At 54.5% G+C, this 26,092-nt stretch carries 20 protein-coding genes and 1 pseudogene; 8 read left to right on the top strand and 13 right to left on the bottom strand.

All coding sequences use genetic code 11. The features are described 5' to 3' along the window. The first annotated feature begins 274 nt into the window (after positions 1 to 274). A complete protein-coding gene (locus G8770_RS01515; RefSeq protein WP_167181036.1) occupies positions 275 to 2,755 on the top strand; it encodes a TonB-dependent receptor in 2,481 nt (826 codons plus the stop codon). A gap of 311 nt (positions 2,756 to 3,066) precedes the next feature. Here G8770_RS01515 and G8770_RS01510 read toward each other — a convergent pair whose 3' ends face one another. Beyond that, complete coding sequence (locus tag G8770_RS01510; RefSeq protein ID WP_167181034.1) at positions 3,067 to 5,313, bottom strand: TonB-dependent receptor; 2,247 nt, start codon at positions 5,311 to 5,313, stop codon at positions 3,067 to 3,069. A gap of 309 nt (positions 5,314 to 5,622) precedes the next feature. Here G8770_RS01510 and G8770_RS01505 point away from each other — a divergent pair, with 309 nt between their 5' ends. After that, positions 5,623 to 6,630, top strand: a complete 1,008-nt coding sequence (locus G8770_RS01505) for an AraC family transcriptional regulator (protein ID WP_167181032.1) — start codon at positions 5,623 to 5,625, stop codon at positions 6,628 to 6,630. On the opposite strand, the gene G8770_RS01500 is transcribed toward G8770_RS01505, so the two are convergent. The 5 genes from G8770_RS01500 to G8770_RS01480 form a co-directional block, all read right to left on the bottom strand. After that, positions 6,587 to 7,504, bottom strand: coding sequence for a hypothetical protein (locus G8770_RS01500; RefSeq protein ID WP_167181030.1), 918 nt, complete (start codon positions 7,502 to 7,504; stop codon positions 6,587 to 6,589). The genes G8770_RS01505 and G8770_RS01500 overlap by 44 nt on opposite strands. A 253-nt stretch (positions 7,505 to 7,757) precedes the next feature. Continuing rightward, positions 7,758 to 8,948, bottom strand: a complete 1,191-nt coding sequence (locus G8770_RS01495; RefSeq protein ID WP_167181028.1) for a dipeptidase — start codon at positions 8,946 to 8,948, stop codon at positions 7,758 to 7,760. A gap of 51 nt (positions 8,949 to 8,999) precedes the next feature. Then, a complete protein-coding gene (locus G8770_RS01490) occupies positions 9,000 to 9,425 on the bottom strand; it encodes a GNAT family N-acetyltransferase (RefSeq protein WP_167181026.1) in 426 nt (141 codons plus the stop codon). Between the two features lie 39 nt (positions 9,426 to 9,464). Continuing rightward, on the bottom strand, positions 9,465 to 9,605 hold the full coding sequence (locus G8770_RS01485; protein ID WP_167181024.1) for a hypothetical protein: 141 nt from the start codon (positions 9,603 to 9,605) through the stop codon (positions 9,465 to 9,467). Positions 9,606 to 9,612: 7 nt separating this feature from the next. Continuing rightward, on the bottom strand, positions 9,613 to 10,512 hold the full coding sequence (locus tag G8770_RS01480; RefSeq protein ID WP_167181022.1) for a LysR substrate-binding domain-containing protein: 900 nt from the start codon (positions 10,510 to 10,512) through the stop codon (positions 9,613 to 9,615). 185 nt (positions 10,513 to 10,697) lie between these two features. Here G8770_RS01480 and G8770_RS01475 point away from each other — a divergent pair, with 185 nt between their 5' ends. The 4 genes from G8770_RS01475 to G8770_RS01460 all read left to right on the top strand — a co-directional run bounded on the left by G8770_RS01475 (position 10,698) and on the right by G8770_RS01460 (position 16,725). Beyond that, positions 10,698 to 12,050, top strand: coding sequence for an aminotransferase (locus G8770_RS01475; protein ID WP_167181020.1), 1,353 nt, complete (start codon positions 10,698 to 10,700; stop codon positions 12,048 to 12,050). A gap of 420 nt (positions 12,051 to 12,470) precedes the next feature. Further along, complete coding sequence (locus tag G8770_RS01470) at positions 12,471 to 13,940, top strand: NAD-dependent succinate-semialdehyde dehydrogenase (protein WP_167181018.1); 1,470 nt, start codon at positions 12,471 to 12,473, stop codon at positions 13,938 to 13,940. 315 nt (positions 13,941 to 14,255) lie between these two features. Next, positions 14,256 to 14,489, top strand: coding sequence for a hypothetical protein (locus G8770_RS01465; RefSeq protein ID WP_167181016.1), 234 nt, complete (start codon positions 14,256 to 14,258; stop codon positions 14,487 to 14,489). A 58-nt stretch (positions 14,490 to 14,547) separates the two neighbouring features. After that, positions 14,548 to 16,725, top strand: coding sequence for an alkaline phosphatase family protein (locus G8770_RS01460; RefSeq protein ID WP_167181014.1), 2,178 nt, complete (start codon positions 14,548 to 14,550; stop codon positions 16,723 to 16,725). 30 nt (positions 16,726 to 16,755) lie between these two features. Here the strand turns inward: G8770_RS01460 and G8770_RS01455 are convergent, their stop codons facing one another. Beyond that, positions 16,756 to 17,784, bottom strand: a complete 1,029-nt coding sequence (locus G8770_RS01455; RefSeq protein WP_167181012.1) for a deoxyribonuclease II family protein — start codon at positions 17,782 to 17,784, stop codon at positions 16,756 to 16,758. A 229-nt stretch (positions 17,785 to 18,013) separates the two neighbouring features. On the opposite strand from G8770_RS01455, the gene G8770_RS23995 reads away from it, so the two are divergent. After that, positions 18,014 to 19,768, top strand: coding sequence for a hypothetical protein (locus tag G8770_RS23995; protein ID WP_243760214.1), 1,755 nt, complete (start codon positions 18,014 to 18,016; stop codon positions 19,766 to 19,768). A gap of 77 nt (positions 19,769 to 19,845) precedes the next feature. Here the strand turns inward: G8770_RS23995 and G8770_RS24590 are convergent. The 6 genes and pseudogenes from G8770_RS24590 to G8770_RS01425 form a co-directional block, all read right to left on the bottom strand. Continuing rightward, positions 19,846 to 20,052: pseudogene (locus tag G8770_RS24590) on the bottom strand (EamA family transporter); the annotation flags it as partial. Positions 20,053 to 20,247: 195 nt separating this feature from the next. Then, a complete protein-coding gene (gene efpL, locus G8770_RS01445; protein WP_167181008.1) occupies positions 20,248 to 20,823 on the bottom strand; it encodes an elongation factor P-like protein EfpL in 576 nt (191 codons plus the stop codon). A 374-nt stretch (positions 20,824 to 21,197) separates the two neighbouring features. Then, on the bottom strand, positions 21,198 to 22,106 hold the full coding sequence (locus tag G8770_RS01440) for an EamA family transporter (protein ID WP_167181006.1): 909 nt from the start codon (positions 22,104 to 22,106) through the stop codon (positions 21,198 to 21,200). A gap of 92 nt (positions 22,107 to 22,198) precedes the next feature. Further along, entirely contained in the window at positions 22,199 to 23,332 is a 1,134-nt protein-coding gene (dapE, locus tag G8770_RS01435; protein ID WP_167181379.1) for a succinyl-diaminopimelate desuccinylase, read from the bottom strand. 351 nt (positions 23,333 to 23,683) lie between these two features. Next, positions 23,684 to 24,718, bottom strand: a complete 1,035-nt coding sequence (gene dapD / locus G8770_RS01430; protein WP_167181004.1) for a 2,3,4,5-tetrahydropyridine-2,6-dicarboxylate N-succinyltransferase — start codon at positions 24,716 to 24,718, stop codon at positions 23,684 to 23,686. A 108-nt stretch (positions 24,719 to 24,826) separates the two neighbouring features. After that, positions 24,827 to 25,171 carry an ArsC family reductase gene (locus G8770_RS01425; RefSeq protein WP_167181001.1) on the bottom strand — a complete coding sequence of 115 codons (345 nt, stop codon included), beginning with the start codon at positions 25,169 to 25,171 and terminating at the stop codon, positions 24,827 to 24,829. Positions 25,172 to 25,620: 449 nt separating this feature from the next. Here G8770_RS01425 and G8770_RS01420 point away from each other — a divergent pair, with 449 nt between their 5' ends. Next, positions 25,621 to 26,040, top strand: a complete 420-nt coding sequence (locus G8770_RS01420) for a hypothetical protein (RefSeq protein ID WP_167180999.1) — start codon at positions 25,621 to 25,623, stop codon at positions 26,038 to 26,040. Positions 26,041 to 26,092 lie beyond the last annotated feature (52 nt).

The raw sequence follows: 26,092 nt of genomic DNA, 5'->3' as shown, positions 1-26,092 counted from the left end.
CAAATCGGTCGGCGAAGCAGGCCGTCTTGTAAGAAGTAATCCTGAATAATCGGCCCGATTGTTGTAAGTGTTTCCGGAGGCTGATAGGGCTTCGGTCAATTACAGGGGTAAGGCTCTATATAAAGGTAAACCCTCAGTTTTTGCAGCTCTTGAGGCATCTTGCATCGGCCTTCAGGTATTCGGTACTTTATCGCTCTGATGTCATTTTATCGCACTGATATCAGAGGGACGCATGGTGAATGAATAATAACTAATACAACGACGAGAGAGAATTATGCCTGCCAAGGATTTTAGTCAGTCTATGTTAGCCACGGCGGTGGCCATGGTTTCCGGCCTTATGGGCGCCAACGTGTTTGCTCAGGACAATACGGCGTTCACTTTGGAAGAGATCGTGGTTTACGCCCAAAAACGTGAGCAGACCATGCTGGAGGTTCCGGTGTCAGTGTCATCATATAGCACTGAAGCGCTGGACAGGGCTCAAGTCCGTGATGTGGGGGATCTGCAACAGGTGTCGCCCTCGTTGTCGGTTAATGCCTCTTCCGGAGGCTCGGAATCCATTTTCGCCATTCGGGGGATTGGGACTGCCGGGAATAACGCCGGTTTGGAGCAGTCGGTGGGTGTGTTTATTGACGGTGTGTATCGCGGCCGACCGGGCTCTGCCTTGTCGGACTATGTCGACGTGGAAGGTATCGAGGTGTTGAAGGGCCCTCAGGGCACGTTGTTTGGGCGCAATACCTCTGCGGGTGTCATCAGTGTGCGCACCGCCCAACCCAGTTATGAGGCGGCTGCCGGGGTGGATGTGTCGGCGGGTGATGAGGGCTATTTCCAGACCAAAACCTTTGCCACCGGAGCTTTGGTCGATGATGTGCTGGCGTATCGTGTTGCGGCCTCTTACCAGCAAAAAGACGGGTATATCCACGATGTCTCTTTGGGGGAAGACTATAACGATCGGGATCGCTACTCCCTGCGGGGGCAGCTGTTATGGGATATTGATGAGTCCATGACGTTGCGGGTGATTGCCGACTACTCGGAAAGCGAAGAGTGGTGCTGTGCGGGGGTGCCTGTATTTCAAGGACCCACCGGCGGTGTGATTGCCGCGTTGGGGGGCACGACCCTGGCGGGAGAAAGCGGGACCTACGGTGGTGCGCCGGGTACCTATGTGGATTCCTTTAAACGCAAGACCGTCACCCACTCTGGCGTTGAGAACGACATGGAAGACTGGGGGCTGTCCGGTGAATTTAACTGGGAGTTTGCCCACACCCAATTGACGGTTATTGGCGCTTACCGCCAATTTGAAGATCGGGCGTTTAACGATGCCGACGCTACCGGCATCGCGTTGCTAAACCAGGAAAAGTCTCAGCAGATCGATGAGCAGTCGCTGGAGATCCGGCTGGCGTCAACGGGCGCTCAGACGGTGGATTGGATGGGCGGCTTTTATTATTTTAATCAGGACATTGACTATCAGCACCCGCTGTATTTTGGTGAGGATACCCGCGCCTATTACGATACCTTGCTCAATGGCGCGGCCGGCTTGCCTCTGGTCTCAGTGATTGAGGCGGGCCTGGGGATGGCACCAGGCACTTTGATGTCGTCGGAGGATTACACGTCTACGGAAACGGATTACAACTCCGAAAGCGCAGCGTTGTTCGGTCAGGCCACCTGGAATGTGACGGAGAAGCTGGGCCTCACGCTGGGCTTGCGTTATTCACGGGAAGAAAAAACCGGTGATTATCATTGGGATGGACAGCACCCCTACGGAGATCTGAGCGGTGCAGCCATCAATACCGGTCTTGTGAATGCACTCACACCGAGCTTCGGTGCGACCATCGCGAATGCCTATGCGGCCGCCCTGACACCGGTGGCACAGGGGCTGCAGTTCGGCTCTCCCTACGATGATTTCAGCAGCACCTACGACGATGACAACCTCAGTGGTACCGTGAGTGTCAATTACCTCTGGAGTGACGAGTTCAGCACCTACGCTCGCTTCGCTCAGGGCTACAAATCCGGTGGTCTGAATATGGACCGCACCGCCGGTGGCGCCTCGGGTGGCAATCGAACACCGAACCCGGACGCGCCGCTGTTTGACCCTGAGCAAGTGACCTCGTTTGAGGTGGGTGTCAAATCCCGTTTGATGAACGGAATGCTGCAATTGAACGCGACCCTGTTTTATCAAACCCTGGAAGATTTTCAGGCGAACTCTTTTGATGGTATTGCCTTTGTGGTGCGCAATGCGGCAGAAGTGGAAGGCAAAGGACTGGAACTGGATTACATCTTTCAGCCGAGTGAGCACTGGCTGTTTACCGGCGGCCTAGTGTTGCAGGATATTGAATACAGCGATTATCCGGACGGTTCCGCCACGCAAACGCAAAAGGACAACGGTTTTGCGACCCAGAACCTGAGTGGAGAGCCGGTGGTTTTTACTTCCGACATTAACTACTCGGGTGCCATCAGTTACACCACCGACGTGGCCAGCGCTTTGCAGTTTACCGCCGCTACCTCCTACAGTTATCGCTCTGAATATTTTACGGCACAGGACAATGATCCCATCTCTGAGCAGGACGATTACTGGTTGTTCAACCTGAGTGTTGGGTTGGGGGCACAGGATCAGTCTTGGGGGGTTGAGCTGTGGAGCAAGAATGTCACCGACGAGGAGGTGTATAACATTGTCTATGACGCCTTTTCCCAGGCTAACACTTACAACGCCTGGGTGAATGAAGGGCGCACCTTTGGTCTTACTGGTCGCCTGCGTTTCTAAAACGGATCAACGGCTGTATTTGCGCCAGTCACTGTCTGTGGCTGGCTTCCTTTTCCAGTTTCCTTTTTCACCGGCGGGCATTTCGGCAACCTGCCTGCGGGTGATTTTTTCCAGCTGCGTACTTTAGATTATTTTTTCCGCCTCCCGCTACTCAATGATCGTGCTGTGCAGGCTCGTTCAGAAGTGTGGCGTGGTCGCCGGGGAGCGATTGTGGTTATTTGACAGGCAAAAAAATGCCCCCATAGTGGAGGCAAAAGTCTCAAACTGAAAGGGTTGACGGGCCTGCCAGTGAGTACAGGCCCGACTCGCTATCAGTAGTTGTAGGTCAGCTCTAAACCGTACACACGACCTTTCGACAGCGGTGAAAAGGTACCGCCGCCCAGACTGGCGGGCAGCTGGGTGTCGCCGCCGTGCTTGACGGTATCCAGCAGGTTCTTGCCGTACAGGCCCACTACCCATTTTTCGTCATTGGTGTGGTAATCAACCCCCAGGTCGAGGATTTCCTGCTCGTCAATGTATCCGTAGTTGTCATCGGTGTAAGCCGACTCGTCACGGTAGGCAAAGCTGATGCGCGAGGACACATAACCGGCATCGCCCAGATCCATATCGTGCGACAGACCAATGCTGTAGGTCAGCTCAGCCGCCCGTGGAATGTCGAGATCTTCATCGGCACCATCGATCACCCCGTCGCCGTTCAGGTCATAAGTCACCTCGTCGTAGGCTGAATCAGTGTAGCCCAGCGTCGCGGTTAACAGCAGCGTATCGGTCAGCGCGTAGGTGGCATCGATTTCGATACCCATCAAGGTGGCGTCGGCGGTGTTGCGAATATCCTGAGTCACAGACGCAATTGGATCTGGGTAGTTAATTTCCCGCTGCATGTCTTCAATCTGGGTGTGGAAGATGGCGGCATTGAGACGACCGCGATCCCCCAGGCTCATTTTGTAGCCGAGCTCAAAGGTGTTGACGGTTTCTTCGTCGAACGGGCCTGGCACCACGTCCGCGCGGGTGGAGGTGTTGCGCAGGTTGTAGCCGCCGGAGCGGTAACCTCGCGACCAGCTGCCGTAGACGCGGGCATCCATGTCGAGTTCATACATGAAGCCTAATTTGGGTGACCAGTTGCTCCAGCTCTCTTCGTCGTCAAAGTGAATCGGGCAGGTGCCGTCGATGATGTTACAGGCCTGGTTGGTGTTCAGGGTCAGGTTAGACACCTGGGCTTCTTTGTCTTCTTTGGTGAAACGGATGCCGGCGGTTAAGGTCCACTGATCGGTCAGGGCAAAATCCGCGGCGGTGAAGGCGCCCATGGAGGTGACTTCGTAATCGCCGCCACCGTACTGGTTGATGGCTCCAAATGCCTGGTTGCGCTCTTCGTAGTAGTTGACCTCATTGGTGAAGTAGTACAAACCGGACGTGAGCGTCCAGCGATCGCCAAAATTACCGCTGTAGCGCAATTCGTTACTGTATTGTTCGGTGCGCATGTCGGCAATGGAGTGGAACAGTGACAAGGCGGTCGAGTCAATGTCACTGAATGAGAAGGAGCTGAATTCGCGCCAGCCGAAAATGTTGGTGACGGTACCGTCGCCAAAGGCGACGTCTTTATCCACTGTGGCGCTGAACATGTTGCCACGGGCTTCCAGCAAGCCCTCTTCGTCGTTGGCAAATTCATGGCTGTCGCGATCAAAACTGCTGAACGGGTTGGTCAGACCGCGGCCGTTGGTGTGGTTCTGGCCCGCGGCGCCAGTGCTTTCACTTTCCTGATATTCGTAGCGCAGTACCATTCTGGTGGTGTCGTTGATGTCCCAGGTGATAACCGGGCGCACCACGACGGTGTCGGTCTGGCCGAAGGCTTCACCGTCCACTTCGTTTTTAAACCAGCCATCATCGCGGTTGGTGTACACGCTCAGTTTGGCGGCCACTGAGTCGCTGACTGGACCGCTGACGCTGCCCATCCAGTATTTGTTGGGAGCTTCACCGCCAGCTTCGTAGATGCCGCGCAGGTTGGCTTCAAATTGCTCAGTGGGCAATTTGGTGTTCACCAGTACTGCGCCGCCGGTCACGTTACGGCCAAACAGAATGCCTTGCGGTCCACGCAATACTTCAATACTTTGCAGATCAAACATGTCCAGCACCACGCCGGCGTTGGTGCCCATGTAGACGCCATCCACAAACACGCCTACCGTTGGGTCGATGGAAGGAATCGAGCTGTTGACACCCAGACCACGAATGGAAAAGTTGGCGATACCGCGGGTGGTACCGGCGTCGTCCATGGCGACATTGGGCATGCTAACCGCCAGGCTGGACAGGTCACGTACCTTCAGCGCATCCAGTTGGTCAGAGCCATAGGCAGAGACGGCAATAGGGGTATCCTGAGCGCTTTCTTCGCGTTTACGCGCGGTCACGACCACCTCTTCCAGCAGTAAGGCGGCAGAGCCGCGGGGGGCACTCTGAGCGATGGCGGCAACACTGGTCAGTGACGCCACGGTGGTGATGGTCACGGTCTTGAGGATTGCACTGATGTGCAGCGGCAAGGGTTTTTTATTGATGGGGGTGCGGTAATTCATGAAACTCTCCTGTCGAAATTATTTTTTTAATGAGTGGTGTCTGAATGATCTTGTGGCGTTATATTGAGCTATTAAACGACTGCGGCTATGTTAGGCCTGTCACGACAACTGATGTTATTCTTGTTCGGCCAATTCGCTAATCATTTGAGGCCAGGGGGGAGGGGGTCTGTTTCGAATGTTGTTGTTGTAATTTCTGTAACTTGTTGATAATTAAGAGATAAATTTTTTCCCTAGCGCATATTTCGGCGGTAGGGGTTACTCCTTATGGCGGGCGCCAATAATCAGCACCCGATGATGTGAAATGTGAATATGTCCGACCCCACCGTGATTGGCAGCTGGCTGACTTTGTACACGGCTGCACTTGAGAGTTATGGCATCGACAGCAGAGAGTTTCTGTCGGCCCGTGGCATTAATGCTGAGCAGGCCTCTGACCCCCGCCAGCGCCTCTCCATTCGTACCATGAATCAGCTGGTGGACGATGCCGTAAAGGAAACCGCAGATCCCTGCTTTGGTCTGAAAGCGGGATCGTTGGTGACCCCCAATGCCCTGAGCGCTTTAGGGATGGTGCTGTGGAGTGCCTGTTCGATCAAAGAGCAGCTGCAACGCTTTATTCGCTACTTACACGTTGTGGGTGATTTCAGTGACATGGAAATACAGGAAAGTGATGGCGTCTTGGTGTCTGTCACGACTTTTTATCCGGGCGCGGGAGGCAAAAGCCTCATCTCCGATTACGGTCAGGATGCGGTGTGTGCGGTTTTGCACACCTTGCGGCGCACGCTATATAAGCGGGATTTCAGTCCCCTCAAGATGGAGTTGACCCGCGCAACACCTGAAAACCCCAAAGCCTACGAAGCGTTTTTTGGCTGCCCGGTGTTTTTTGAGCAGCCCCGGATACGCATTGATATACGCATGGAAGATGCGCTGGCACCGATTCCGGGAGGCAGTGCGTATCTGGCCAAAGCCTCAGAGCGCATGCTGGACGAATATTTGCTTCAGCTGAAAATGAACGATGATATTGTCGGCCAGTTGAGGCAGGCCCTGACGGTGATGTTGCCTCAGGGCAATGCCACCATGGACAAGGTGTCCGAACAACTGCACCTGAGCAAGCGTACGTTTCATCGCAAACTCGATGAGCTGGGCACCAGTTTTCGCGAGCAGCTGGAACAGTTCCGGCGTGAACTGGCGTTCCGCTACATCGCCGAGGATGAGCTGACGTTTGGCGATATCAGTTTTCTGTTGGGTTTTTCCAGCAGCAGTAATTTTACCCGGGCGTTCAAACGCTGGACCGGCAAAACACCACAGGAATACCGTTCATGACAGGGGCATTTACCCGGCGGGCAGAACATGGCCGATAGCCCAACCCGGACGCAGTTAATGCCCGCTGGATAATCCGGTCAACGGTACCATTTTGTTTCATTTCATCCAGTTGCTCACACAACTCTATCAAGTTTGGCTGCGCTCGCAGTGCGGTCGTCGACAGCGCCAGGTGGTATGAGATATCAAACATATCCCTGACGAATATAATGTCTTTCTCAGCGTGCATCTGTCGCAGTCGGTAGCGGGTGGCGAAATTTTCGTACATGGTGTAGTCCGCACGCCCGGCGAGGATTAATTTCAGGGATTGTTCAATGTTGTTTGTCCGTATGATATTCGGAACCGGAGTGCCGAGGATGTGGCGTTGAAAGGCCGGTAAACGGACTGCGGTCATTTGGTGATCCAGCAGAGCGTCCAGCGAATCTGTGGGAAGGTCAGCGTTGGTGAGCGTATAAAGCCCCACGGTTAAATCAAAAACGCTGTTTGGGCAGAAGGTGGTTGTGGGCGGGAACACGGTTTTAGGCATTTGGGGCGTTGTGTACACCACCGCACCGTGTATGCGCCCAGCGCCCAGCTCAATGTACTGGCGTGAAGTGGACATGGGTTTGAGCTGTAAATTGTCGGCTCGGGTCTTGAATAAGCGTGTCAGGATCTCCGGGATGATACAGTGTCCTGGTGACTGCCTCTTACAGGTGATGGGCGGTACATAAGGATCATCCACGGCGATGATCACTTTGGGTTGATGGCCTGGAGTTGCCGCAGCCAACGCCGGGGAAAAAGCCAGCAGTGTGGCCCAAGGCAGGTTCAGCAAGGCTAATGCGAGGACAGCTTTCAGGGCAGCTGGTATCGCAAGCCCCGGGAGCAGACGCTTCGACATAGATATTATCGTTATTATGATGAAGTATGGATTTGAGATTAGCCGAAATAGCCCTGTCTGCAAAGGGTGAAAATGAGGGGAGGGGGCGGGTTCGAGCCGTGTGCTGGAGAGTCAAGGCGGCTATGGTGTTGGCAAACAGGACTGCAGGAGGCGTTGCTGCCAGTGAGGGCTGTCCACGCACGGCCACCCCAAGCCGGCTGAATACAGCGGTTTCTTGAGGTAAGTTGCTGGGTTATTCGGGCAAGCTGTCCTGTTATTGGGGCAAGTTGTTCCGCAGAAAGCGCGCCATATTCTCGCCCATAACCTTGCGAATTTCGGTCTCGGTAAACCCGGCTTTCAGCATTTCCTCGGTGAGTACGGCCAGTTCGGACACGTCAAAAGGGGTGGTGACGGAGCCGTCAAAGTCGGACCCCAGGGCAACATGATCGACACCGATGAGATCGATGCCGTAGCGAATGGCCTTGACGATGTTCGTCGGTGTCGGGTCACAAACGGCGCCATCCCAGTAGCCCACACCGATTAATCCACCTTTTGCCGCGATGCGTTTCATCAGTTTGTCACTGATGTTTCTGGGGCTGGGACAGTGACCGTAAAACCCGCTATGACTGACCAGCACCGGACGTTCGCTGCGTGCCAGCACATCTTCCACCACCTCGGGTGATGAGTGGGACACGTCAATGATTACGCCCACATTCAACATTTCATCCACCGCCTGAAAACCGAACTCTGTGAGGCCGGTGCCACTCTCCCCGTGCAATGAACCGCCGAGTTTATTGTCAAAAAAATGGTGCAGACTCATCATTCGAAAGCCGGCGTCATAAAGTGTGCGAATGTTATCGATGTTGCCTGCCAGCGCGTGTGAACCTTCGGTGCCGATTACCGCGCCGATCAACTTCCCACCCCGTTGGCGGCGCTGTTGAAGGTCGTCCAAATCGGCTGTTGATAAGATCAGTTTCACCTCATGGGGTGATTCTTGAGCGATCTTTCTGATCTTGCTGGCCTGGAACAAGGCTCTCTCCGTCAAGTTGAACCAGGTGCGCAGAGGCCAGGTTTGCGCGATCGCCAGCAGGGTGATGTTGTCAGCGGTCTCGGTGGCATTGTGGTCATAATTTTGACCGCGCGGTGACTTGGTCACGACGGTGAACATCTGCAGGGCAACATTGCCGGCCTGCAGTCTGGGGATGTCGACATGGCCCCGTTCGGAACGGCTGAGCAGGTTGCGTTTCCATAAGGTGCTGTCAGCGTGCAGGTCACCGATGAACAAGCGTTGGTGCAGTTGTTCGGCTGGCCGGGAGACTGTGTACGGCGTATGCTGGATTACCCGATTTTGAGTCTCTTCAATTTTTGCCGGAGCGATAAGCCAAAAGGCCGTGATGCCAACTGCCAGTGCCAATATACACGACGTGGTGATGAGTATGATCTTGGGTATTCGCAGGCTTGACATGGTGCTGTTGGCTCTTGGGTTGAAGTCGGGCGTGAAGCTTTTGCCGTGAGATTACAGTTTTTTGTCCATGGGTTTGTGGAGAATGCCGGCTTCCATAAACGATTCGCCATGAATTTCATAACCGAGCTTTTCGTAAAAACCGACCGCGCTGTCCTGGGCGTGAAGGTACACTTGAGCCAACCCGGCTTGCCTGGCTTCCCGTTCCAGAGCTTCCATGATTTGTCGCCCTAATCCAAACTCACGGGTGTTTTTCATCACCGCGACCCGGCCGATGCGACCCTGCTGTTCAAGATCAATGCGTCCGGTAGCGACGGGGTCGCCGTCAATAAGGATGAGCGCATGCCGGCATTTTGCGTCACGATCGTCCAGTTCGATGTCGGCCGGCACGTTCTGCTCGGTCACGAACACCTGATGGCGCACTTGATAAAGCTGTTGCTGATGATCTTCAAAGTTGGTGATCAGTAATTCAAAAGTCATACGGTTTTCGCTCAGACAAAAAATATCTTGGTGGTGCCTTCAGAGCTGAAGTCGACCAAGAGTGTAGCGATTCAGTTGCCTAAAATCACGCACAGATTCAGCTGACCAGCGGGTCATATTTTCGGCGCCTGTGCCGTTGTTTTTTATCTTGAACATGAGGGGGATTGCTTCTGCCGTCATTTATATTTCATTCCATGGCCACGATGGGTTCGATGGCCTGACGCAGGAAATCGATAAATAGCTGGGAGCGCAACGACGGAGTCTGTTGTTGGGTCACCAGGTAATACTCTTCGGCAGCCGAAAGGCTTTCTTCAAACAACGCAATCAGTTGACCATTGTTTAACTCCCGGTGAACTTCGACCCGGTCGGCCAGGGCAATGCCATAACCGGCTTTGACGGCGTCGAGGACCAGAAAGGATTCTTCCAGCAGCAATTGTTTGTAAGGCGGCAGCTCGGCAAAACCGGCCGCCTGAAACCAGCGTGGCCAGTTGTTGTGCCGGTCACACAGTAACGGGTAGTCGAGCAGTTCCAGCGGCTGTCGAATTTGCCGGTTACCGGTTAAGAGCTTGGGGTTGCACACGGGCACATAGCGCTCCCGAAAGAGAGCGGTGATGTTGCGTGTGCTGCTCTCCGGGGCGCCGTAGCAAACCGCCACGTCCACCTGGCTGTCAATGTGTTTGATGCGTGGTGGAATGCTGCGCAGTTGAATATTGATTTCCGGGTATTGCTGCGCAAAGCGACCAATGATGTCCAGCAACCAGGCCGAGGCGGCAGACGGTGTAGCGGCGAGCGTTAAATCGCCATTCATGGAATCCGGGTCCAGATACAGTGCCCCTGTGGTCATCAGGTCCAGCGCTTGCTGTACCGATTGCTGCAGCCGCTGGCCGGCGTGGGTGAGGCTCAGCCGATTGTGACTGCGATCGAACAGGCTGACGCCTAACAGCTCTTCCAGCTGCTTGACCTGGCGGCTCAGGGCACCGTGGGTGACGCCCAGCTCTTCCGCGGCGCGGCGCATGTGGCAATGTCGCGCGGCCATTTCGAAAGCGCGCATGGCATTGAGCGGCAGGTTGCGACGATTCAGTTTCATGGGGTATCCGGCATGATCAGTGTCTTGGGTGTTCAGTGTTACATTATATGGTTAGTTTATCTCACCATTCTGGTAAAAATATATCGATTGTGGTGATTTTTTCGGAGAGTACACTGGGGCTTATTCCATCAGCCATACTGGGGAAGACCCCTTTTTAATTGCTTTTTGTCAGAAGGACGGCAGCCATGACACACATGATTTACCCCCAAACCAACCTGAACGCCACCGAGCAATTGATCATTGAGCGCGGTGAAGGCGCTTACGTGTACGATAATCAGGGCAAAAAGTACCTTGAAGGCATGGCCGGTCTCTGGTGTACCTCGCTGGGCTATGCCCATCCGGAGTTGATGGCGACGGTGAACGAGCAACTGGCGCGCCTGTCCTACAGTCACATGTTTGGCGGCAAGACCCACCCACAGGGGATGGCCCTGGCCGACGAACTGGCGGCGATGGTGCCGGTGGAGGATGCCCAGGTTTTTTTTGGCAACTCCGGTTCCGACGCCAACGACACCCAGATCAAGCTGCTGCGCTACTACTTCAACGCCATCGGCAAGCCCGAGAAGCGCAAGATCATTACCCGCCAGCGCGCTTACCACGGCGTCACAGTCGCGGCCGGAGCGCTCACCAGTCTGCCGGTGAACCTGCAGTTTTTTGACGCACCGGAAGAGGCGCTGGGCATTCTGCGCACTGACCACCCGCATTATTTCACCGGCCGTCAGGGCGATGAGACCGAAGCACAATTTGTGGACCGTATCACCGCCAATCTGGAAGCCCTGATTCTGCGTGAAGGTCCTGACACCATCGCTGCGTTTATTGCCGAGCCGGTTACCGGCGCCAGCGGTGTGATCGTGCCGCCAGCGGGATATTACGACAAGGTGCAGGCGATCCTGAACAAGTACGACATTCTGTTCTGGGCCGATGAAGTCATCACCGGTTTCGGTCGTCTGGGTGAAGATTTCGGCTGTAATGCCATGGGCATTCAAAAGCCGGACATGATGAGCTTTGCCAAGCAATTGTCTTCCGCCTACTACCCAATCAGTGCTGCGGTGATTCGCGGTGACATGAAAGAGGCCATCGTGGAGCAGAGTGGTAAGGTCGGCGCTTTTGGTCACGGTTATACCTACTCCGGCCATCCGGTCGCCTGCGCCACCGCGTTAAAAGTGCTGGAAATTTACAAGCGCGACAAACTGTTTGATCACGCTGCGACTCTGGGAGCGTACCTGCAAACCAAGCTGCAGCAATTTGCCGATCATCCGCTGGTGGGCGAAGTGCGCGGTAAAGGCATGGTGGCGGCGTTGGAAATGGTGTCGAACAAGATCACCGGTGAAGGCTTTGCCGATGGCTCTCTGGGGGCTTACGCCATCAGTCGCTGTCAGGAGCACGGTTTGATTTTGCGGGCCGTCGCTGGCAACAGCCTGGCCGTGTGTCCACCGTTGATCATCAACGAAAGTCACGTTGATGAAATCTGTTCCGTGTTGGGCAAGGTACTGGATGAAACCCTGGACCACGCTCACAAGCAGAACCTGATTAAAGGTTAATACCGATTAAAGAGAAATGCTTGGCGTCGTTGCGAAGGACGATGCCTTAGCAAAAGAACTCCGTCATTGTGAAGATCTATGTGCTAACAAAAGAGCTCCGTCATTGCGAGGAGCCACAGGCGACGCGGCAATCGCATTCAGAATGGCACAAGGCTTGCGAGATAGCCCAGGCTACCCTCGCTTGCCCTTTGGGCCATTCACCTTGCCGCCGCGCTTTTGGCTCGCAATGAGGATGTGAGCAATGAATTTCGCAAAGGCGGTGTGATTTAAGCTTGTGTTAACACCGCTCTGGCAACACAGATAACAATCAGCAACCTGCTAATTCGTGCGCCCTCCGCATGCTATGTCGGAGCGAGTTGTTGAGACCTTTGCTGTCATTCATGTGTGGTCATTGAAGGGTTCTCATCGAAAGGAAATACCATGTCCCTATTGAAATTAAATCGTCCCGACCTGCTGGCCAGGGCCTCCTATGTCAATGGTCAGTGGCTGGCAGCCAGTGACGGCGCCGACCTGATCGACGTTCTCAATCCGGCCACGCAAGACGTCGTTGCACAGCTGGCCGCAGCGGGTGTGGCGGAAACCCGTCATGCCATTGAGTGTGCAGAACAGGCCATGCCCGCCTGGGCGGCCAAGCCGGTCAAAGAGCGCGCCAATATCCTGCGCAACTGGTTCAACCTGATCATGGCGAATCAGGAAGACCTGGCCAGAATCCTCACCGCCGAGCAGGGCAAAACCCTGGCCGAAGCCCGCGGCGAAATCGCTTACGGGGCCAATTACATCGAGTGGTTTGCCGAAGAGGCCAAGCGTATCGACGGCGACCTGATTCCGGCGCCCAGTGGCGATAAGCGCATTATGGTCATCAAGCAGCCGGTGGGCGTGGTGGCCTCCATCACGCCGTGGAATTTTCCCAATGCGATGATTACCCGCAAAGCGGCGCCGGCGCTGGCAGCCGGTTGTACCTTTGTGGGCAAGCCCGCCACCGAAACGCCGCTGTCGGCACTGGCGCTGTGCGTGCTGGCGCAAGAAGCGGGTATCCCGCCGGGTGTGTTTAACATGGTGGTGGGGCCTGACTCCCGTGCGATTGGCGGCGAGATGACGTCCAACCCGAAGGTGCGCAAAGTCACCTTCACCGGCTCGACGCCGGTGGGCAAAATCCTCATGGCGCAGTGCGCGTCCACGGTGAAAAAAACCTCCATGGAGCTGGGCGGCAACGCGCCGTTTATGGTCTTTGACGACGCCGATCTGGATGCCGCAGTCGAAGGTGCGCTGGCCTCGAAGTATCGCAACTCCGGCCAGACCTGTGTCTGTACCAACCGCCTGCTGGTGCAGAGCGGTGTCTACGACGCCTTTGTGGAAAAGCTGCACCACGCTGTGTCCCAATTCAAACTGGGTAACGGTACCGAGGAGGGCGTCACCCACGGCCCGATGATCACCACCAAAGCGGTGAACGATGTGCAGGCGCTGGTGGACGATGCAATCGCCAAGGGCGCGCAACCGGTGATCGGCGGCAAGCCGTCGGACCTGGGTGGGTACTTTTATGAGCCGACCATTCTGACCCAGGCCACGCCGGATATGCGCGTGTTCAAGGAGGAAATCTTTGGTCCGGTGGCGCCGGTGTTTAAATTCGACACCGAAGCCGAAGCGCTGGCCATGGCCAACGACACCGAGTTTGGCCTGGCGGCTTACTTCTACACCCGGGACCTGGGCCGCATCTTCCGCGTGGGCGAAGCGCTGGAATACGGCATCGTCGGCATCAACGAAGGCATCATCTCCAACGAGATGGCGCCCTTCGGCGGCGTCAAGGAATCGGGCAGTGGCCGTGAAGGTTCCAAATACGGTATGGACGATTACCTGGAAATCAAATACATGTGTTTGGGCGGACTAAGCTAGATCGCTCAAACTGTATAACCGTGTGATTTGCCGCTGGGACTTTGTCCTTTAGCGGCTTTTTTGTGTCTGTTGTTTGCCCGGCGCCACGACTATTGCTCGATAACGCACCGAGTTTGGGCATGATCTCGTCTGTTCTCATAGCGCAGTAGAAAATCATTGAATTTTCAAAATGTTATGGATATCGTTTTGGCACATAAAGTTTTATGTGTCAGGACGATCTGCGAAACAAGGGCGCTGACTTCTCCCTCCTTAGTTTGCTCCTCTGATTGTTGAACCTCCTGACGCTATTGCCAATGACAATAACCGGAAACACGGATGCTCAACTCTATCATCAACAGTCCCTACCTGAATCTGTTTAGCGCTCTGGTTCTTCTGTCCACGTCTCTGTACGAAACGATTGCCAAGCTGGATGAACTCACCCTTGGTGTACATCATGGCGTGCTGGTCTTCAGTATTATCCAGCTGGTCAAGGTTGTTCCAGAAATGCTGGAGGGACTGAAACAGCTGAATGAAGCGGATGAATTGATGGAAGAAAGCGTCGTGAGTTAGGCAGCAGTCCACACGAGTTGTCAAGCCCTGTTAAACACCCAATAACCAGAGACAAGTTATGAGTCAGTCTTCCCCTGAAAAACGTTCCTGTGATTTTTTGATCTGCCGCCATCAAAAAGAAGATACTTATGCGTTGTATCGGGTAGATCCCGAAGCAGAAGAATTATTGACTTCGGTTTCCCTGTCGGCAGGTGTGAGTTTTGATTGTCATTGGCGCATGGCACAAATTGGTGGATACCTGTTGCAATGGAGTCCTCTGTGCAAGCCTCATGGAATAGAGGGCTATCAGTTTAACCTGGTTGCCTTTGATCCAGATTCGTCCAACCCGTTGCAGGGGCCGGCAATTGAGAGCGGCTTTTGGGAAAAAACCAAATTCTGGGGAAAGTACCGCAGTACTTACAGCAGCAATCTAGACGAAGGGCAATATCTGGATCTCACGCCAATGACCAGCTTTGTTCTGAGTATGATTCCTGCCAAAGGTCGTGGCACCTTTGAGCTGTGGAGCTTTGACCCTCAGGGTGTTTTGGATTTTAAGTCAGACCCTTTGCCGGCGTCTTACAGTCCTCAAAACGGATTTCCGCTGATTAAGTCGGGGCATACTTTGATTCCTATTGGCAATTATGTGTTGGATCTTTTGCCGGAGCCGAATCATTACCGCCTGTGGAGTTTTGATCCACAATTGGAAACCCCGCTTTCCCTGCCAGCCGTGCAGCAAGGGCGCTGGGATAAGGTCGATAAGGACAGCGAATTGACGGCCATTGGATCTCATGTGCTGGAGTGGAACGCTGCGAAAGGCCATTACCGCCTTTGGGGGTTCAACCCGGAGCACGCCGATGTGCTGACCGGCCCTGTGCGCGAGGGTAAGTTGCCATCGACGATTGGCGCTGGCTCAGTGTTGACCGGGTATCAAACGCGCGTACCTGTTCAGTCAGAGCTTGCGACCACTCCCGGGACCATGGATTTTATGCGTTCCAAAATCAAACATGTGGTGTATTACATGTTGGAAAGTCGCTCCTTTGATAATGTGTGTGGCTGGCTCTATGAACAGGGTGATCAGGGGTGTCATTACCTCGGTTCGCAAGAGCCTTTTGAGGGCGCAAGCATCGAAGACTTTAATTACGATGGCGATCAAAAAGTCTTTGTCAGCAAGTATAAAAATGGTCAGTTGAGTGCCGAATGGAATCTTGTTGCTCTCGATCAGGACCCGTTCCATGACACAACCGATAATCTGCAACAGATGTTTTCCGAGGAATCAGGTTACTGGGATCGGGCAAAGCCGGATATGGGCGGGTTTATTCTCAATAACGCCAACGCTCAAGTGATGCAAACCTTCAGTCCGGAACAGCTGCCGGTCCTGAACGGCCTGGCTCGACATTTTGGCGTTTCAGATCGCTGGTTCTGTTCTATGCCTGGCGGCACGGATGTGAATCGTGCTTTTTCTCTGACCGGTTCTGCTTTCAATATGCTGGGTACCTGGGAGGGTGGCAGTATTTATACGAACTGGCCGGAGTCATCACATCGTCAATCCCTTTGGAAAACATTGTGGAGCCACGGTATTACCGACTGGAAAATTTACAATTCGGTGTTGTGGGAAAACGAGGTATTTACCTATCAGTTGTATCTCAAGGGACAGGTGCCTTCGGTGGATACCAACCCCACCCAGTTTTTGTCCAGCATAGATCAATTCAAGCAGGACGCACGGCATGGCAACCTGCCGGCATTCAGCTATCTCGAGCCGGCCTGGATTGCGCCGAAAGGGGCAACCTCTTATCACCCCGGTGGTGATCTGGTGCCCGGCGAGCGTGAATTGAACGAGATTTATGAGGCGATTAAGAGCGGTCCGGGTTGGGAAAATACTTTACTGGTGATCACGTTTGATAAGAACGGCGGCATTTACGATCATGTGGTTCCGCCTTACGCTCAGAAACCCTGGCCCAACGATCTCAATAATGGCTTTGCCTATGATTTGATGGGGCCAAGAGTGCCTACGGTTATGGTGTCTCCCTGGATCAAACAGCAGTCAGTGGTCAGAGCCGAGGGGGAGATCCCGTTCGACTCTACGTCATTTGCCGCGACCTTGCTTGAGTGGTTCGGTGTTCCCAGGCCCATGTGGGGGCTGGGTGATCGTATCAATATCGCGCCAACGTTTGAGGCGGTTTTGCAGGCGGATCAGCCAAGGGAGGGTGCGCCGACATTGACGCCTCCTTATGACAAATCATTCCCTCCGATGAAATGATATAAGGGCTCATCGGACTTGGGGGTGTCTCTATGTTGGAGTTGTTTGCGTTAAAGTGTGGAGTTTTTCTTCAGCATTTTTCAGTGCTTGCCACAAGCGAGGTTCTTGAAAGCAGAGACTGCCACCGCCGCGTTTTTCCTGGGAAACCATGCGGTTGATGTCGGCAATACACACCCAGGGCAGCGAATTGGTGGTGTTTTTCATGGCGATTGCCCACTTGGCGTGATCTTTGGTGTAGTGCCACTCATAACTGAGTGAAGGCGTTATTTTGAAGTCTACCGTCAGGGTGTCTTCATCATAGTCATTGGATTGTTGATCTTGCTGGGGGGTGACGGCACCCCGGCGCCAGGTTTCTACGACCAGGTCGCAATTCAATAAGGGTGAAACCAGATCCAGCCAGAAGTCTTTGCCCCATTTGCGGCTTTTGGCGGTCAAGAGAAACTCTTTTCCTGCCCGGGATTTAAAAGGAAGCTTTGAGGGTGTTTTCGATTCGCTCAGGCCAATACCGTGATAGAGCATCGACAGTGGTTCGTTGGGCTGCAGAGACGATGGAATTCTCGAGCTTTCGGTCAGTATCTGCGGGTTTTGTTGGCTCAACATCTGCTGGGCGATGTGATTGGCTGTCTGATAGTCAGGCAGAGTGATACAAATAAAGGTCTGCCCATAAATCATTTCATCATCGGGCAATGTGGGTTTGTTGTTTGCGGGGAATCTGGGCGTAGAGTGGAGCAAAAAGAGCGCGGAATCACTGGTTTTATCAAAGGCCAGAATGCCTTTGCAGTGGCCTTTGTCTGATTTGTTGCTGTCTGAGTTAACGTGTTCGTCATTATAGGCGATGTAACCGGCGCTCTCTGACGAATCAAAAATGGCAGCCAATGTGTAGCCAAGGGCTTGGTGATCTTGATTCAGTCCGATGGGAGATAACAGCAGTTCTCCAATATTCGGATCGAAGTAGAGAAAGTCAGAGCCCTGATTGTTTTCGGTTCCTGTATGCTCAGGCGTTTTATAGATGAACCACCAGTCTACAGGGTTTCCCTGTTGGTTTTTTGCATTCATCATATGAGGACATCTCCCTGTCGATAGAAAAAGTGTGGCAGAGCTCAGTTGCTGAGCTGAAATTGCAGTGGATAGTGAACATCACCATATCAGGATCAATTTAAAAGTAACATCTTTGAAACACTCTTTAAAAAGAGCAAGAAGACCTGGGGTTTATAAAACACAAACGATAACAAGGGAGCTCCGTCAATAGTCCATTGAAGAGAGTTGCCGTTTCTAAAAAGGAAAGCAGATGTCTGAATCAACATGGAAAACTCAGCCCGCCACATGTGAATGGAATACGGCGAGCAATTGGAGTTCGGAAGAAGTGCCTGCAGATACGGCAATCTTTGCTGAATCCTCCCAATCGGCCATTACCTTTGCGACCGATAGCAATGCCTCAGTTAAGCAGATTGAGTTCAATGAACACTCGACGGCTTACACTTTTACATTTGGACCCGGAAAAACTCCGGGCTTAACGGTTACCGGTGAAGGCGTCAGCAATGTATCGCGTAAACAACAGAGCTTTATTGTGGCGGCTACCAGCAGTGGTCATGACAATCCACAGTTAGTGTTTACCAACACGGCGACCGCCGGTAGTGAGGATATGTATTATTGTGCCGGCCCGATTGGTGAGCAGGGTTATGGCGGTGGTGTGATCAGCTTTTGCGACAATGCGCGCGCAGGCTCGGCCCGATTTAAAGTCTGGACAGGAGCGCAGCCGCCCCCGCAGTTCAGAAAGGAAGATACCCCCAGTACCGTGGGTGGGGAAGTGAGTTTCAGTAATTCGTCCACGGCAGACAGTGCCAACTTTACCATCTATGGCAGCCTGGGTATTGATGGCGATACCTTTGCCAATGTGGTCTTTCACGATACGGCAACGGCGGGTAAGGCGACGTTTACCAACGTGGGGGGCACCGTTTCTGGCGGCGATGGCGGCAATACTCAGTTCTACGGTAACTCCAACGCCGATCATGGTGTTTACAACAACTGGGGCGCGACCCACGAAAAAGCCAATGGTGGCGATGTGGCATTTGACAGTACGGCCAGTGGTGGTTATGGACATTTTTACAATCACGCAGCGGTTGTGGCCGGAGGTTACGGCGGAGTCACCAGTTTTAACAATAACCCTCCCTCTATGGATGCTGCTCAAGGGGCTTCCGCTGGCAACGGCTCCTATTTTAACTACGGCGCACGTCAGGGCGAACAAGGCGGCGGCGGCCATCTGGAATTCAGTGCACGTTACGGATCACCCACGGCTGCAGACGCAACGATCGTCAACTATGGCAGTGCTATTGAAAACAAGTCCAGTGCCGGACACACGATTTTCTCTATTAATCAGCCAACACAATATTTCCCTACTGCGGGCAACGCCAAGGTGTGGAATCACCCGGCTGCAGGGGAAGGTGGTGCAGCGGGCTTCACGGAATTTTCTGTGTATGGCAAAGAGACTGGTGGGGACGTCAGCAGGCAGTTTCCGACAGCTGGGGGTGCGACCCTGTTTAATCTGGGCGGTTGTACAGCTAATGCCGGAGGTGGATACACGGTGTTTTCCGGCAATTCCAGCGCAGGCTGTGCCACACTGATTGCCTATGGTGGTACCCATGGTGGTTATGGTGGTCGTATTGCTTTCTATGACGAGTCGGTGGGGGATAACGCTAAAGTGTGTCTGTTTGATGATGGTGAGCTGGATATCGGTTACCACACCTCTGGAGTTACCATTGGCAGTTTGGAAATGACCGGCGGTGTGATTGCCACACAGCTCGGAAAAGAGACACCTTGTCTGACGGTCGAAGGCGATGTGGCGATCAAATCGTCACATGTGTCATTTCGTTTTGATACGCAGAAAAGTGGCGGATTTTCTTACAACCAACCCTACACGTTATTGAGGTGTTCGGCTTTGACCGAACTGAACCCGGAGTGTTTTCGGGGTAGCAGCATTAACGGAGTGGAGCCCGGTTTCTCGATTGTCGGGCATGAGCTGCAAGTGACTTTCACAAAGCCGTGAGCTGAAAAGCCGGCATGATGTAATAGAGCTTTTTGCTGTTTTCGCGCCGGCTTGATCAGTTCCAGCGTGACAATCACGCCGGAAAATATCACCACAACACCTGCATACTGGAGCAAGGTTGCAGGTTCACCCAATATGCCAATGGCCATTAACAGGGATACACCGGGAACAATCGCGCCAAAAATGGCGCCTTTGCCGGGGCCTAATAAACTCACTGCCTGGCTGTAAAACACCAGTGCGAGGATGGAGGAAAAGACACCCTGATAGATCGCTTGAGTGGCCAACAATTAGCAGGGACAGGCGCTGATAAAAAAAGGCGTACGTAGGGTGCAGAGTGCATGTCCAGCGCCGGCTAGGGTTTCCGGCAGGTCGCACGCAAGGTTCGTGGGGGCCAAGTCAGAAGGTAAAACGCTACCTTCAAACTTGGCTGACCTGAACGGCTTGACTCTACCCCAGCCCCTGCGGCTTTCTAGCGGAGGTTATTTGGATTCGGCGCGACTGATAAAGCGGCGATCTTCAACACTGACGGTAATGCGTTCACCGCTGGCAATGTGCTCGGGTACCTGTACCGTCAGGCCGGTCGACAAAATGGCTGGCTTGGTTCTGGCTGTGGCGGAACCGCCTTTCAGGGCCGGATCGGTCTGCACAATCTCCAGATCCACGTTGACGGGCAGATCCAGTGCCACTGGTGCGTCATTGACGATAAGTACCACCAGACCCTCGGTGTCCTCAGTGATAAACAGCAGCTCTTCTTCGATCTGTTGTTTGTTGAAACTGTAGGAGCTGTAATCCTCGCTGTCCATAAACACATATTCGTCGCCGTCGGAATAGGAAAAGTTGGCGGGCCGACGGGTCAAGTTGGCCAGGTTGAGCATTTCTGACTCTTTGAAGGATTGATCCGTTTTGTGACCGGTAACCACATCGTACATGCGCATGCGGTAGATGCTGCCTCCGGCGCGACCCTGTGGCACAGAGCGCTCAATGGTTCTGATGACATAAACACTGTCGTTAAATTCGACGGCCGTATTCTTTTTTATCTCACTGACTTTTGGCATTTTATGGGGCTCATGTTCAAAAAATAAAAGACAACCACAGCCAGCTGGCAGGTTATCGGCGCGGGTATTCTATGCTCAATTTGCCGCGCCGCCTAGATAGACTGTCTGGCACACCCCGGTAGCCGTGATAGGAAATAGCAGAAAAGAGCAGGGATAGGCGCCGCTGAAATTGGGTCATCAACGGCGTTGTGTTTAGACTGCATGTCCAGTGCCGGCCCGGGGATTGCCGCGTGGCCTCAAGCCCCTATCATTGACACTACATTTTTCGCAAAGATGACTTTGAATTGCAGCTTAACAAAGAGCATCCTGAACTAGCCACTAGCCACTAGCCACTAGCCACTAGCCACTAGCCACTAGCCACTAGCCACTAGCCACTATCTTGATTTCCGCGCTAACTTAAACATTTCCAGTGTCACCGTCACCCCGGCAAAAATCACCACCACACCGGAATATTGAAGGAACGTCGCCGGCTCGCCCAAAATGCCAATCGCCAGCAGCAGCGACACGCCCGGTACAATCGCGCCAAAGATGGCGCCTTTGCCAGGGCCTAATAAACTCACTGCCTGGCTGTAAAACACCAGTGCGAGGATGGAGGAAAAGACACCTTGATAGATCGCTTGAGTGGCCAGGGTTTGCCACGAGGCCGTGAGCAGTTGGCTTTCCCCCAGCAGCGGGCTGCCATTGCCAAGCAGGTACAAGGGCACACACAGTAGCATCGAGGTGGTGCCGACCACGGCAGTGGCGTGCAGTGGTTCGATTTGCCACTGGCGCAATGACAGTGTGTAGCAAGCCCACAGACAGCCCCCCAACACAAACAAGGCGTCGCCCTGCCAGCTGGCCACTTCCGTGTGCAGGCTGTCGATGCCCACCAGTATCAAACCACACAGCACCATCACAATTCCCAGCAGACGCATCGGGCTCATGGCCTCCTTGAACAGCAGGCAGCCGCCCAGGGTGGAACAGAGCAGCATGGTGCTGGGCGTGATGAGGGCAAAGTGTCCGGCGCTGGAGTATTGCAGCCCCAGGCTGACGCTCATCAGGTAAGGCAAGCCGGCCCCGCAGACAATGATCAGCAGGCCCAGCGGCGGAATGCCTTTAAAGCCGCGACTCAGCAGGAACGGCAGCATGATCAGTCCGGCCGTGACGTAGCGCAGGATGCTGACGTCGGAAGGGGTCAGCGTGTCTTCATAGCCGAATTTGGTAAAGATAGGGAAAGCGGCCCAGATCAGTACCGTGACGATACCGAAGAACACCCCTTTGAGCGGGTGAGGATGTTGCGTCACGGTGTACTCCTGCCTCAGTGGGCCTTGCGCAAAGGGGGTTCGCTGGGCCGGGTTTATTCAACCTGCCGTAAACCGTTCGAAAACCAACCGGCTTAGGCGTCCGGCAGCAGGCGGTTGAGCATGTCCTGATAGATGTCGGTCAGCAGATTCAGCTCCTCGGCGTCGACGCACTCATCCAGCTTGTGGATGGTGGCGTTGACCGGTCCCAGCTCGACCACCTGCGCACCGGTGGGCGCAATAAAGCGGCCATCGGAAGTACCGCCAGCGGTGGACAGCTCGGTGTCAAAGCCGGCGACTTGGCGAATCGCTGCCACTGCGGATTCGACCAGCGGGCCTTCGGCGGTGAGGAACGGCAAGCCGCTCAGGCGCCAGTCGATGTCGTAGTTCACGCCGTGCTTGTTGAGGATGGCTTCGGTGCGCTCGCGCAGTTGCTGTTCTGTGACTTCGGTGGAAAAACGGAAGTTGAAGATCACCTGGGCTTCACCGGGGATCACATTGGTGGCGCCGGTGCCGGAGTTGATGTTGGACACCTGAAAGCTGGTGGCCGGGAAAAAGTCGTTGCCATTGTCCCAGTGCTCGGCGGCCAGCTCAGCCAGCGCCGGGGCGAACGCGTGGATCGGGTTATCGGCCAGATGCGGGTAGGCCACGTGCCCCTGAGTGCCTTTGACGGTCAGCCAGCAGCCCAGTGAGCCGCGACGGCCGTTCTTGATGGTATCGCCGGTTTTGTTAGTGCTGGACGGTTCGCCCACCACACACCAGGTGATTTTTTCATTGCGTGCTTCCAGCCACTCCACCACCTTGACGGTGCCATTGTGAGCGGGGCCTTCTTCATCACTGGTGATCAAAAAGGCAATGCGACCGCTGTGGTTGGGGTGCTCGGCGACAAAGCGTTCGCAGGCCACCACCATCGCGGCAAGGCTGCCTTTCATGTCGGCGGCGCCGCGGCCGTGGAGCATGCCGTCTTCGATCACGCCATCGAACGGCGGGTATTTCCACTGCTCTTCGGGGCCGGTGGGCACCACGTCGGTGTGACCGGCAAAGGCCAGAATTGGGCCTTCGGTGCCGCGAATGGCCCAAAAGTTATCCACTTCGCCAAAGCGCAGATTTTCAATGTGGAAGCCGATGGCGCGCAGGCGGTCGGTCATCATGGGCTGGCAGCCTTCGTCTTCTGGGGTGACGGAAGGACGGCGGATCAGCTCGCGGGCTAATTCCAGAGTGGGTGTCAGAGCAGTCATTGAAAATCGCTTAATAGAGTCGAATTGAAGTGCTGAACCTGAGTTGGGGGGTGGTTCAACCAAAGAGTGGCGGCATTTTAGCCTAAAGCCGAAGGGTCGGACAGGGGCAGAGGGGTTGAGGCACTATTTGCAGCGCTGGTAAGAGAAGGGCCAGGTAGAGAGAAATAGCACAGAAGAATAGTCCAAAGGAATGGCACCGAGGAACTGCACAGAGGGGGCATTAGACATCGGCGTCGCCGAGGAGAGGGAGCGTGGTGAAGCGGGCGCTTCACCACCTGGCTGTCATGAGCGCAGTTGTGACAGGTCTCATAACAGCCATGTTGCAGGCACTGATGTCAGTGATCAGTTGTTTGCGTGCAGCTCTTCGTTCAGGGCAATGGCGGACTTGTTGGTTTTGCACTCCACTGCACCGTTGACCGAATTGCGACGGAACAACAGGTCGGACTTGCCAGCCAGGTCGCGGGCCTTGACGCTTTCTACCAGTTCGCCCTTGTCGTCCAGAACGGCAACTTTGGTGCCGGCGGTGATGTACAGGCCCGCTTCGACCGTGCAGCGATCGCCCAGAGGAATGCCGATACCGGCGTTGGCGCCCAGCAGACACTCGTCGCCCACGGAAATGATGATGTTGCCGCCACCGGACAGTGTGCCCATGGTGGAACAGCCGCCACCCAGGTCAGAGCCTTTACCGACGAACACGCCCGCGGAGATGCGACCTTCGATCATGCCCGGACCTTCGGTGCCGGCGTTAAAGTTAACGAAACCTTCGTGCATGACGGTGGTGCCTTCACCGATGTAGGCGCCCAGACGTACGCGCGCGGTGTGGGCGATACGCACGCCAGCCGGTACAACGTAGTTGGTCATTTTGGGAAACTTGTCAACGCAGTCCACGTCCAGCAGCTCGCCGTTCAGGCGCGCTTGCAGTTGACGCTCAGGCAGTTCAGCCAGATCCACGGCGCCCTGATTGGTCCAGGCAACGTTGGGCAGGGTGCCAAACAGGCCGTCCAGCACGGTGCCGTGCGGCTTGACCAGGCGGTGAGAGATCAGGTGCAGCTTCAGGTAGCCTTCGGGCACGGAGCTGGGGGCAGCGTCTTCGGCCAGCAGCGCGGCCACTAAAGGACGCTGGCTGTTTTGGAAAGTTTTTACCGTGGCCGCCTGCTCAGGGTTGCCAGCAGCTTCCAGGGCAGACGCCAGGGCGTCCAGCTTGGCGCTGTCGATGGCGATGGCCTGGTTGCCACCGGCGTAACCCAGTACCTCGGCAACCGCTTTCGCGGTGTCTGCGGAAGGGTTGAGCAGCGGCTGCGGGAAGAAAACCTCCAGCCATTCGCCTTTGCTGTTTTGAGTACCAACACCTAAACCCAGTGCGTAAAGATCAGTCATAGTCGTATTCCAGTCTTGAGTCGAAATCTGTTAAAAGAGCGGTTATGTAAACCGGTGTTCATGCTTGTGCAAAGCGATGTTCTTGCTTACGCAAAGCGTTGTTCGTATTTATACAAAGCGCGCTTCATAGTCGGCGGCTTTAAAACCCACCGAGATAGCGCCACCCTGATCCAGCAGGGGCCGCTTGATCAGGGTGGGTTGGTCTAAAATCACGTCAACCACGCTGCTGTCGTTGAGCTGCGCCCTGGCGTTGTCATCCAGCCCCTTCCAGGTGGTGCTGCGTTTATTGACCAGGTTTTCCCAGCCCAGGGCCGCCACCCAGGCGATGACTTGCTGACGCTCCAGGCCATCTTTGCGGAAATCGTGAAAGGTGTAGCTGACATTCGCTTGATCGAGCCAGGTTCGGGCTTTTTTGACGGTGTCGCAGTTGCTGATGCCGTAGAGCGTGGTCATGATTCTCCCGCTGACAGGTAGGGTTGGAGGGGTCGTAAAATTTAAGGCGGCAAAGCATACCAAAAAGCCAGCTTTGATTCATCAGGTAGGCCGACTTAGATCCGTCAGGGGCGGGTGATCAAATTAAATATAATGTGACGCACGTCACATATGGTAATTTTGTTCAGATTGTATACAATCGGCACATATCTAATGCTAATGGGCGTGGTTATGAGGTGGTTTCGTTCGTAACTGGCCGCTTGGGAGGCTTGGCGATTGGCAGCTGTTTTACGTATTAACTGCTCTCCCTATGCATTAGGTTTGCTCAACATCAGGTTTATTCAATAACAGCTTTGCTCAATATAGGTTTGCTCAATATTGGTTTGTTGGGTATTTACCGGGCACAGCAGCGACGCTCCCCAGGAGGTTGCTGATGCCAACTGCTCATTGGTTCGAAAAGGAGTTTCGACATGTCAGAAATGCTATCTACCTATCGGGTGGTGTTTTGGGGTGATGTGGCGGCGGGTCATTCCAAGCGGGATGTGGCCCTGAAGTTTGCCCGCCAGTTCGGTCTGAAAAACTCCCGTCAGCTGAAGCATCTATTCTCCGGCCGTTTCCTGACCCTCAAGCGGGGGCTGAGCGAAGCCGAGGCGCAGCGCTATCGCCGCGTCATTGATGGGCTGGGGGGTGTTTGCCGGGTGGAGCGGGAGGTCACCTCTTTTTCCTGCGCCAACCGCTCTCAGAAACCCCAAAAAAGACTGCCGGGCCCGCTGGAAAAGCCGGAGACCATGTTCTCGATGCTGGACCTGAAAACCGTGGAAGAGGCACCCGAGCCCGAAGCGGACGAGCGCAGAAACCCGTTTGCGGCCCGCGATCTGACCACGCGCTGAGTCAACGCTGCCTGAATGGTCTGTTTAAAAAAGCCAATTTTGAGTGGTCACG

The organism is Pseudomaricurvus hydrocarbonicus, from assembly GCF_011602365.1.
GTDB classification, from domain to species: domain Bacteria; phylum Pseudomonadota; class Gammaproteobacteria; order Pseudomonadales; family Cellvibrionaceae; genus Pseudomaricurvus; species Pseudomaricurvus hydrocarbonicus.
Note: the sequence above shows the minus strand (reverse complement) of the source record. Positions and strands in the feature narration are given on the sequence as shown.

What these genes read in the sequence shown, in the direction of transcription:
- G8770_RS01500 (WP_167181030.1), bottom strand. Translation starts at nt 7,504, where the DNA reads ATGTCGAAGCGTCTGCTCCCGGGGCTTGCGATACCAGCTGCCCTGAAA.
- G8770_RS01515 (WP_167181036.1), top strand. Translation starts at nt 275, where the DNA reads ATGCCTGCCAAGGATTTTAGTCAGTCTATGTTAGCCACGGCGGTGGCC.
- dapD (WP_167181004.1), bottom strand. Translation starts at nt 24,718, where the DNA reads ATGACTGATCTTTACGCACTGGGTTTAGGTGTTGGTACTCAAAACAGC.
- G8770_RS01475 (WP_167181020.1), top strand. Translation starts at nt 10,698, where the DNA reads ATGACACACATGATTTACCCCCAAACCAACCTGAACGCCACCGAGCAA.
- G8770_RS01470 (WP_167181018.1), top strand. Translation starts at nt 12,471, where the DNA reads ATGTCCCTATTGAAATTAAATCGTCCCGACCTGCTGGCCAGGGCCTCC.
- G8770_RS01455 (WP_167181012.1), bottom strand. Translation starts at nt 17,784, where the DNA reads ATGATGAATGCAAAAAACCAACAGGGAAACCCTGTAGACTGGTGGTTC.
- G8770_RS01485 (WP_167181024.1), bottom strand. Translation starts at nt 9,605, where the DNA reads ATGACGGCAGAAGCAATCCCCCTCATGTTCAAGATAAAAAACAACGGC.
- G8770_RS01495 (WP_167181028.1), bottom strand. Translation starts at nt 8,948, where the DNA reads ATGTCAAGCCTGCGAATACCCAAGATCATACTCATCACCACGTCGTGT.
- G8770_RS23995 (WP_243760214.1), top strand. Translation starts at nt 18,014, where the DNA reads ATGTCTGAATCAACATGGAAAACTCAGCCCGCCACATGTGAATGGAAT.
- G8770_RS01490 (WP_167181026.1), bottom strand. Translation starts at nt 9,425, where the DNA reads ATGACTTTTGAATTACTGATCACCAACTTTGAAGATCATCAGCAACAG.
- efpL (WP_167181008.1), bottom strand. Translation starts at nt 20,823, where the DNA reads ATGCCAAAAGTCAGTGAGATAAAAAAGAATACGGCCGTCGAATTTAAC.
- G8770_RS01460 (WP_167181014.1), top strand. Translation starts at nt 14,548, where the DNA reads ATGAGTCAGTCTTCCCCTGAAAAACGTTCCTGTGATTTTTTGATCTGC.
- G8770_RS01505 (WP_167181032.1), top strand. Translation starts at nt 5,623, where the DNA reads ATGTCCGACCCCACCGTGATTGGCAGCTGGCTGACTTTGTACACGGCT.
- G8770_RS01510 (WP_167181034.1), bottom strand. Translation starts at nt 5,313, where the DNA reads ATGAATTACCGCACCCCCATCAATAAAAAACCCTTGCCGCTGCACATC.
- G8770_RS01425 (WP_167181001.1), bottom strand. Translation starts at nt 25,171, where the DNA reads ATGACCACGCTCTACGGCATCAGCAACTGCGACACCGTCAAAAAAGCC.
- G8770_RS01420 (WP_167180999.1), top strand. Translation starts at nt 25,621, where the DNA reads ATGTCAGAAATGCTATCTACCTATCGGGTGGTGTTTTGGGGTGATGTG.
- G8770_RS01465 (WP_167181016.1), top strand. Translation starts at nt 14,256, where the DNA reads ATGCTCAACTCTATCATCAACAGTCCCTACCTGAATCTGTTTAGCGCT.
- G8770_RS01480 (WP_167181022.1), bottom strand. Translation starts at nt 10,512, where the DNA reads ATGAAACTGAATCGTCGCAACCTGCCGCTCAATGCCATGCGCGCTTTC.